This is a genomic window from Mucilaginibacter sp., assembly GCF_041663085.1.
Taxonomy (GTDB): Bacteria; Bacteroidota; Bacteroidia; order Sphingobacteriales; family Sphingobacteriaceae; genus Mucilaginibacter.
Genome location: NZ_JBAZRC010000004.1, coordinates 67,156 through 75,966, shown reverse-complemented (window position 1 = coordinate 75,966; position 8,811 = coordinate 67,156). Strand labels below are relative to the sequence as shown.

The 8,811-nt window shown below is 44.0% G+C and carries 8 protein-coding genes; 7 read left to right on the top strand and 1 reads right to left on the bottom strand.

Going from position 1 to position 8,811, the window contains the following annotated elements; all coding sequences use genetic code 11:
• From WC615_RS02765 to WC615_RS02750, 4 genes are all read left to right on the top strand, one after another.
• On the top strand, positions 1 to 737 hold a 737-nt coding region (locus tag WC615_RS02765), incomplete at its 5' end, for a toprim domain-containing protein (RefSeq protein WP_372976614.1).
• A gap of 163 nt (positions 738 to 900) precedes the next feature.
• A complete protein-coding gene (locus tag WC615_RS02760; RefSeq protein WP_372976613.1) occupies positions 901 to 1,398 on the top strand; it encodes a cytidine deaminase in 498 nt (165 codons plus the stop codon).
• On the top strand, positions 1,395 to 2,054 hold the full coding sequence (locus tag WC615_RS02755; protein ID WP_372976612.1) for a GDSL-type esterase/lipase family protein: 660 nt from the start codon (positions 1,395 to 1,397) through the stop codon (positions 2,052 to 2,054). The genes WC615_RS02760 and WC615_RS02755 overlap by 4 nt, the downstream gene beginning before the upstream one ends.
• Before the next feature lie 75 nt (positions 2,055 to 2,129).
• Complete coding sequence (locus WC615_RS02750) at positions 2,130 to 2,576, top strand: SMI1/KNR4 family protein (protein WP_372976611.1); 447 nt, start codon at positions 2,130 to 2,132, stop codon at positions 2,574 to 2,576.
• Positions 2,577 to 2,722: 146 nt separating this feature from the next.
• Here the strand turns inward: WC615_RS02750 and WC615_RS02745 are convergent, their stop codons facing one another.
• Positions 2,723 to 3,148, bottom strand: a complete 426-nt coding sequence (locus WC615_RS02745; protein WP_372976610.1) for a nuclear transport factor 2 family protein — start codon at positions 3,146 to 3,148, stop codon at positions 2,723 to 2,725.
• Positions 3,149 to 3,291: 143 nt separating this feature from the next.
• On the opposite strand from WC615_RS02745, the gene WC615_RS02740 reads away from it, so the two are divergent.
• The 3 genes from WC615_RS02740 to WC615_RS02730 all read left to right on the top strand — a co-directional run bounded on the left by WC615_RS02740 (position 3,292) and on the right by WC615_RS02730 (position 8,798).
• The gene (locus WC615_RS02740; protein WP_372976609.1) at positions 3,292 to 3,837 is read left to right on the top strand and encodes a YdeI/OmpD-associated family protein; all 546 of its coding nucleotides are present in this window, start codon (positions 3,292 to 3,294) and stop codon (positions 3,835 to 3,837) included.
• Positions 3,838 to 4,056: 219 nt separating this feature from the next.
• On the top strand, positions 4,057 to 6,945 hold the full coding sequence (locus tag WC615_RS02735; RefSeq protein ID WP_372976608.1) for a DNA gyrase/topoisomerase IV subunit A: 2,889 nt from the start codon (positions 4,057 to 4,059) through the stop codon (positions 6,943 to 6,945).
• Positions 6,945 to 8,798, top strand: coding sequence for a glycoside hydrolase family 35 protein (locus WC615_RS02730; protein WP_372976607.1), 1,854 nt, complete (start codon positions 6,945 to 6,947; stop codon positions 8,796 to 8,798). The genes WC615_RS02735 and WC615_RS02730 overlap by 1 nt, the downstream gene beginning before the upstream one ends.
• The last annotated feature ends 13 nt before the right edge of the window (positions 8,799 to 8,811 follow it).

Genomic DNA, 8,811 nt, shown 5'->3' with positions numbered 1-8,811 from the left:
GTAAGCTGCGCGATTGCAAGCTGCATTTTGACGATAACCACGAGCGTAAGCAGGAAACCACCCTGTTCATCACCGAGGGTGACTCGGCCAGCGGATCGATCACCAAATCGCGCGATGTGCAAACCCAGGCGGTGTTCAGCTTAAAGGGTAAGCCGCTAAACTGTTTCGGGCTAACTAAAAAAGTGGTTTACGAGAACGAAGAATTTAACCTGCTGCAGCACGCGCTGAATATTGAAGACGGTATTGACGGCCTGCGTTATAACAATATTGTAATAGCTACCGATGCCGATGTGGATGGTATGCACATCCGTTTGCTGTTGATGACCTTCTTCCTGCAATTTTTCCCTGATCTGGTAAAAGCCGGTCACGTATCAATCCTGCAAACGCCATTGTTCAGGGTGAGGAACAAGAAACAAACTATATATTGCTACAGCGACGAAGAACGCCGTAACGCCATAGCCAGCCTGGGTGTTAAGCCCGAGATAACACGCTTTAAAGGCTTGGGCGAGATCTCGCCTGATGAGTTTGGTTTGTTCATCGGTAAGGATATCAGGCTTGATCCTGTGTTCCTGAAAGATGCAAACATTAAAGCCCTGCTGGAGTATTTTATGGGCAAGAACACCCCAACCCGCCAGCAGCATATTGTAAATAACCTGCGCGTAGAGAAAGACGATGAAAGCGTAAACCCATTGATAGCCGAAAATTTAGATGAGGTAGAATTGCCGGTAGCGGTGTAAATTAATTTTTGTAGAGACGCGATACTTCGCGTCTCTTTTACAGGTTGTTGATATTTAAAGAAATAACCACTATATTGTATCCCCCAATCTTTTTTAGGTTGGGGGATTTTTTATTTAGAAACTTAAAACACCCTATTGTGTTGGATAGGGTAAGTGGAACAAAATGACAGAACACGAAATAAAAATAGCTTTTAAAGAATACGATAGCTTAGAAGAATTAAACACGGCAGATAAAAACCTTTGCGCAGAAGCGGTTAAAGCTTTGGCCACTTCACATTCGCCATATTCAAAATTCAGGGTAGGGGTAGCTTTACAATTGCAGAGTGGTAAGATACTCTATGGCAGCAACCAGGAAAACGTGGCTTACCCATCTGGCCTTTGTGCCGAACGCGTGGCCTTGTTCAACTGGGGCGCAAACCACCTGGATGACCCGATTGTGAACATGGCCGTAACCGCCCATACAGATGATTTTGATTTATTAAAACCCGTAACATCATGCGGTGCCTGCCTGCAGGTGATGGCCGAGTGCGAAAAAATGCAAAATAGGCCCTTACGAATGTTGTTATATTGCATTAACGGGCCCGTTTGGGAAATTAACGGTATACAAAGTTTAATGCCCTTTATGTTTTCTGAAGAACGTTTAGTACAATTGCCACTATGAAATTAAAACTGCTATTATTTTTTGTTTTAGCAACGGCAGGTATAACCGCCCGTGCGCAGCAAGGCTTCCCGTTTGATAACGAGATCCGCGATTTTAAACACCAGGATAGCATCAGCATGCCTGCAAAAAACGGCATACTGTTCATTGGTAGTTCATCCATTCGTATGTGGACAGATCTGGAGCAACGTTTCAGTGATAAACCCATCATCAGGCGCGGGGTTGGCGGTTGTACCTTAGAGCAATTGGTTGATTATTTTACACCATACATTATGTACCCTTACCATCCGCGTAAAATATTTATTTATGCAGGTGATAACGATATCGCCGCAGGTAAAACCGGCGAATTTACCGCCCGTGAGTTTTATAAGCTGTGGGCCATGATCAGGCAAAACCTGCCTAAGGCCGAGATTTATTTTATGGCTATAAAACTAAGCCCGAGCAGGGAAAAATATTTCCCTGAATTTAAAAAGGCCAACACCCTGATCCTGGATTTTATCAAGGCAAGGAAGGGTACCCACTATGTAGATGTATCGAAGGCATTATTTATTCCCGGTACACATCAGTCAGATACCACGCTGTTTAAAAGTGACATGCTGCACCTTAACAGTAAGGGATATGATAAGTGGCAGGCAGTGCTGCAGCCGTTTGTGAAGTAACATCAACACTGTACTTCGTTCGGGAAACGGTATATTTATACGAGATAACAAAGCGATTTAATACAAAAATAGTGCGTGGAATTCTTAGAGGTAAGTAAAAAATTAGAGGAAACTGATTTAAAGGAAGCCGAAGAGCAACTGGGTATCTCGTTTACAAACGAATTCAAAGAACACTACCTTAAGTATAATGGGGGGTATCCTGTAAAAAGTTTTTTCTTATGGCCGGATGATGGGGCTAAGACGAGAATTAATCATTTTTTTTCTATTAAATATGATGGCTTTAGTCGATTTGAAACGGCTTATGAAAACCTTTTTATAACAGAACAAATATTGCCACAAGGTTTTTTGCCATTTGCTGTAGATGATGGGGGCGACTACTTCTGTATTTCAATCTTACCTCAATTTTTTAACCAGGTTTTCTTTTTTGACATGCATCATTATGATCCTGGCTGGATAGAAGAGTATGTTACATTGATCTCAGAGTCTTTCAAAGGATTTATCGACAATCTGGTAGATGAATAGGTTTCCGATTAAAGTATTTTTTAGATTTTAAATCTTTAACAATTGTACGCGAAAATTCGGCCGTAAAAGAATATTCGATATACTTAAAAAAAGAAAAGCCCTCCGATATACCGGAGAGCCAATCACACTCAAACACTAAAATTTAACTATTTAAACACACTATAAACATTCGTGATTTTCCATCCGCTACCGGTGTTGGCTATGGTTACATAGTTGGTACGGGTAAATTGGCCATAATTCATATCTACTTTAACTACGGCAGTATCTTCGTTTTCTTCAATAATACCGGTGCTGGTGGTGCAGGTTTGCTCTATATTTTTTTGATTTTTAAAGTAATCTGTCATTTCTTTTTTGGAAAATCGCATAACGCTTTTTCCGCGTTGCATACTAAACTTTGCCGACGGATCGATTATCTGGTTCAGGTCGTTTATCCTGCCGCGTGTCATGGCGTCTACATAAACATTAATGGCATGGGTTTTTGTTAAATTCTCTGTGGGTACATCATTTGCTTTTGCAAAACTACAGGTAGCAAACAGGGCTAAGGCAAGGGTTACTGATTTTAAGGTTTTCATAATGTTGAAAATTAAGGTCGTGATAATTTGTGTGTATATTTTGTAAACCGATCAGTTAGTTTTTATATCTATAAGATGCAGGCAGGCGCCGAATAGTTACAGCCTGAAGTGTTAAATAACACCTTTTAACAAACATTTAACATTTGCCACCCAATGCCATATATTTGGGTATGGTTGATTTTACCACAATTATTCATCACCACAATGAGCACGGCGATAAAAGCGGCTGGACTTATATTCTTATACCTTTTGATATAGCGCAACAAATATTGCCGGGTAACAAAAGGTCATTAAGGGTAAAAGGCCGGCTGGATGAATTTCCGGTTGCCGGCATGTCTATGATGCCGGTTGGTGAGGGCAATTTTATGCTGGCCTTACGGGCAGAAATAAGAAAGGCGCTTCATAAAAGCAGCGGTGCCATGTTGCGTGTGCGCTTAGAACATGATAAAGATTTTAAAATAGAGGTGCCGGAGGATTTGCAGGAATGCTTTGAATTTGGCGAGCCCGAAGCACTGGAATATTTCGAAAGCCTTTCCAAATCGCACCGGGGGTATTTTATTAAATGGATAACCGATGCCAAAACAGCCGAAACCCGGGCTAACCGCATAGCTAAAACAATTAATGCCGCCATGCGCCGCATGGATTATGGCGCTATGCTGCGCGAGCAGAAGAAACTAAGAGAGCAATAAACCGAAACTGTGTGGGCGCCGGGCCTGATGTGATATTCAATTCTGTTGATTACATATCAATCTGCAAGCCATTTGGTTTAAGCTAAACATTAAAGGTGCATTACTGTGTAAATGTTAGTAAAAAGGCTGCATTTATAGCTAAAAACCACCTTTCAGCGCATCCGCATTTCTTAGCATTATCTTATCTTTACCCATCCATAATTATTTTTTAGCTACAGAATGAGCGACGATCTGAACAATCCTGATATTCCTGAAAATAACGAAGACAATAAACTTCATAAAGTCACTTCACTCGACGGGCTGTACGAAAACTGGTTCCTGGATTATGCATCCTATGTAATACTTGACCGTGCCGTTCCGCATATAAACGATGGGTTAAAACCCGTGCAGCGCCGTATCCTGCACTCGCTTAAAGAGATGGACGACGGGCGTTTTAATAAAGCCGCCAACGTTATTGGTAACACCATGAAATATCACCCGCATGGGGATGCTTCTATTGGCGATGCCATGGTACAAATAGGGCAAAAAAACCTGCTGATAGATTGCCAGGGTAACTGGGGCGACCCCATAACCGGCGACTCAGCAGCAGCCCCCCGTTACATCGAGGCGCGCTTGTCAAAATTTGCGCTTGATGTTGTTTTTAACCCGGATACCACCGTATGGCAGGCCAGCTATGATGGCCGTAACCGCGAACCGATAACGCTACCGGTGAAATTTCCGTTGTTGCTGGCGCAGGGAGCAGAAGGTATTGCAGTAGGTTTGGCTACCAAGATATTACCGCACAATTTTATTGAACTGATTGATGCCTCGATAGCTGTATTAAGTGGCAACAGACCAAACCTGCTGCCTGACTTCCCAACCGGGGGGATGGCGGATGCCTCCGCTTATAATGAGGGGCAGCGCGGCGGCAGGGTACGTGTACGTGCAAAAATTTTAGAGAAGGATAAAAAAACGCTTACCATCACAGAGATACCTTTTACTACCACCACAGGTGGTTTGATAGATAGTGTTATATCTGCCAATGATAAGGGTAAGATCAAGATAAAAAAGATTGAAGATAACACAGCGCAGGATGTAGAGATCGTGATCCACCTGGCACCGGGTATCTCGCCCGATGTTACCATCGACGCGCTTTACGCCTTTACCGATTGCGAGGTATCCATATCGCCAAATACATGTGTGATACAGGATGATAAACCACGCTTTATGAGCGTGAACGATATGCTGAGCGAAAGCACCTTTTTCACCAAAGAGTTGTTGAAGCAGGAACTGGAGATAAAGCTGAAAGAATTGATGGAGAAGATCTTCTTTAGTTCGCTGTTAAAGATCTTTATCCAGGAAGGGATGTACAAACATCCTGATTATGAGCAGTCGAGCGATTTTGAGGGCGTACTGGTGGTGTTGAACAGGTTGTTCGAACCGTTCTTCCCGCAGTTCTATCGTACCATACTGCCAGAGGATTATAAGAAGCTGATAGACAAGCCGATGAGCAGCATCACCCGTTTCGACGTAAAGAAAACGGATGAACAGATCAAAGCTTTAGAAGCCGAAATAAAGGTTGTTAAGAACCATCTTAAACACCTTACGGAGTACACCATTGCCTGGTTTGAAAAACTGAAGGAGAAGTACGGTAAAGATCGCGGCCGCAAAACCGAGCTGCGCACTTTTGACAGGGTGGAAGCATCGCAGGTAGCTTTAGCCAATGTAAAACTTTTTGTAAACAGGATTGATGGATTCATTGGCTCAGGTTTAAAAAAGGATGAAAATGTTGAACTTGTGGGTGAGTGTTCGGACATAGATGATATCATCGTGTTCCGCGCTGATGGCCGGTTCATTGTAACAAAGGTGCAGGATAAGGTTTTTGTGGGCAAGGATATCGAACACGTTGCCGTATTTAAAAAGAATGATGAGCGCACCGTTTATAACATGATATATAAAGACGGGCAAAGCGGCGTTAGTTATATCAAACGTTTCTCGGTAACGGGCGTAACCCGCGATAAGGAGTACGACCTGACCAAAGGCAGCAAGGGCTCAAAGATGCTTTACTTTACAGCCAACCCCAACGGCGAAGCCGAGATAGTGAACGTACAGTTGAAGCCCCACGCCAAACTAAAAAAACTAAATTTCGACGAGGATTTTGCGGCGCTTGCCATAAAAGGCCGGGCCTCTATAGGTAACATGGTTACCAAGTACCCGGTTAAAAAGGTGATACTGAAAAGCAAGGGTGTTTCAACCCTGGCCGGCCGTAAAATATGGTATGATGATATCCTGAAACGCCTGAACGCCGATGGGCGTGGGAAGTACCTGGGCGAGTTTGACGGCGATGACCGCATACTTACTGTGATGAGTAATGGCATTTATGAGCTAACCAGTTTCGACCTCAATAACCACTTTGATGATAAGATGATCGTTATTGAGAAATACGATCCCGCTAAGGTGTTTGCCGTGGTGCATTATGATGGCAAATCAAAAAATTACATGGTGAAACGCTTTGTGTTTGAGAATACCGTAATTGGCAAGCAAACCAGTATCATCAGCGATGAGAGCGGCTCAAAACTGATCATCATCTCCGGCGCGGCACAGCCTGTTGTTAAGGTAGAACAGTTAAAAGGTAAAACGCTAATACCGGAAGAAGCCGATCTTAACCTTACCGACCTGATTGATGTAAAAGGCATGAAGGCGATGGGTAACCGTTTATCTGTTCACCAGGTAAAAAGTGTTGAGCTATTGACGGAGCATGATGATGCGGAGGACGTACCAGACCCGGCACCCGATTCGGTTGAGGATACTGAAATTGTGATAACCGGAGAGGATAAAGAAAATACCGACACCGCGCCCGTAATAGCAGAAGCAAAGCCACAGGCTGCGCCGATACAATCTGAAGCGGCAAAACCCGTTATAGGGAAACCGGTTGAACCAGCGCCGCAAGCGGAAGGGCCAAAGGCGAAAGCGGACGAACTAAAGCCGAAAAAAGATGAATCAAAGTTGGAAGATGGCGCTAAAGCACCTGAACCGTCAGTGGTACCACCGGCTAAGAAGGTTGATTTTGAGATCACCAATCCGGATGATATTGACATAGATGACAAAGGGCAATTGGGATTATTTTAATGAGTGAGAAAGATATGTTGAAGAGGATATTAATTTATTGCGCCCTGTTTTTTGGCATGCTTACCGTAGCTAACGCACAAACAGTTGAACACACCTTTGCCCTGGGCGACAGCACATTTTTGTTGGATGGCAAGCCCTTGCAGATGATCTCGGGCGAGATGCATTACACCCGCATTCCCCGCGAGTATTGGCGCGAACGGATAAAGATGGCTAAGGCTATGGGTTTAAATACTATTGGTACCTACGTTTTTTGGAACGCGCACGAACCGGTACAGGGCAAGTACGATTTTACCGGTAATAACGATATAGCCGAATTTGTACGCATTGCAAAAGAAGAAGGCCTTTGGGTAGTACTGCGCCCAAGCCCATACGTATGCGCCGAGTGGGAATTTGGCGGTTACCCATGGTGGCTGTTGAAGGACAAAAACATGAAAGTGCGCAGTAAAGATCCTGCCTTTATCAATGCTTACCAAAACTATATGATGGAGGTGGGTAAGCAACTAGCCCCGCTACAGGTAAACCACGGCGGTAACATCCTGATGGTGCAGATAGAGAACGAGTATGGCTCTTTCAGTAACGATAAGGAGTATCTGGCGCAAAACGAGAAGATCTTTAGGCAGGCGGGGTTTGATGGCTTGTTGTTTACATGCGATGGTCCAAGCCAAATGCCTGCTGGTTATTTGCCCGGTTTTTTACCGGCCGTAAATGGCGAAGATGACCCGGCAAAAGCAAAGGCGCTGATCAATAAATATCACAACGGTAAAGGCCCGTATTATATAGCCGAATGGTACCCGGGCTGGTTTGATAGCTGGGGCAAGCCGCATACAGGCAGCAATGCCGATGAGGATGCCAAAAAGCTGGACAATATTTTATCGGCAGGCATTTCTATCAATATGTATATGTTTCATGGGGGTACCACGCGCGATTTTATGAACGGTGCCAACATGAGCCGTACAGAAGCCTACGCGCCCCAAACATCAAGCTATGATTATGATGCCCCGCTTGATGAAGCCGGTAACCCTACACCAAAATATTATAAGCTACGGGCAATAATTGCCAAGCACCTGCCCGCAGGAGAAACCCTGCCCGATGTGCCCGAAAAGAAACGCCGTACATTTGGTTTGGAGGTAATAAAAGTAAGTGGGGTGGCAAACCTGTTTACCAATTTAGGTACCCCCGTAGAATCTGAAAAACCGAAAAGCTTGGAAGATCTTGACCAGGGATATGGTTTTGTGCTATATCGTACTACGTTAGCCAACGCGATAAGCGGAATACTTAAAATAAAAGAACTACGTGATTACGCCACCGTTTATTTAAATGGCAAACGCATCAGCGTGTTAGACCGCCGTTTAAAACAGGATTCGCTACAGCTAAATAACCCAACCGCTAACAGTGTGTTAGATATATTGGTAGAAAATAATGGCCGCATTAATTACGGCCCTTACTTAACCGATAACCGCCAGGGCATTACCGATAAGGTAACCTTAAACGGACAGGAACTTTTTGGATGGAAAATGTACCAGTTCCCATTCACTACAACCACAGGGTTTAAGTATCTGCCACAGCAAAATGAAGGTGAGTTACAGCCTGCGCTTTACCGGGGCACATTCTCATTACGTACCACAGTTGATACCTACCTGGATATGAAAGCCTTTGGTAAAGGTTTTGTATTTGTTAACGGGCACAACCTGGGTAAATACTGGAACATAGGCCCGCAGCAAACGCTGTATGTGCCTGCGGCATGGCTTAAAAAAGGCACTAACGAGATTGTGATATTCGACCAGTTGAAGGGCGGGCATACAACTATCTCAACATTTGATCACCCGGTGTTAAACGAAGTGGTTAAGGAATAGGTATAAGATCCTA

Coding starts and splice junctions, on each gene's coding strand:
- WC615_RS02760 (WP_372976613.1), top strand. CDS start 901: ATGACAGAACACGAAATAAAAATAGCTTTTAAAGAATACGATAGCTTA.
- WC615_RS02755 (WP_372976612.1), top strand. CDS start 1,395: ATGAAATTAAAACTGCTATTATTTTTTGTTTTAGCAACGGCAGGTATA.
- WC615_RS02745 (WP_372976610.1), bottom strand. CDS start 3,148: ATGAAAACCTTAAAATCAGTAACCCTTGCCTTAGCCCTGTTTGCTACC.
- WC615_RS02735 (WP_372976608.1), top strand. CDS start 4,057: ATGAGCGACGATCTGAACAATCCTGATATTCCTGAAAATAACGAAGAC.
- WC615_RS02730 (WP_372976607.1), top strand. CDS start 6,945: ATGAGTGAGAAAGATATGTTGAAGAGGATATTAATTTATTGCGCCCTG.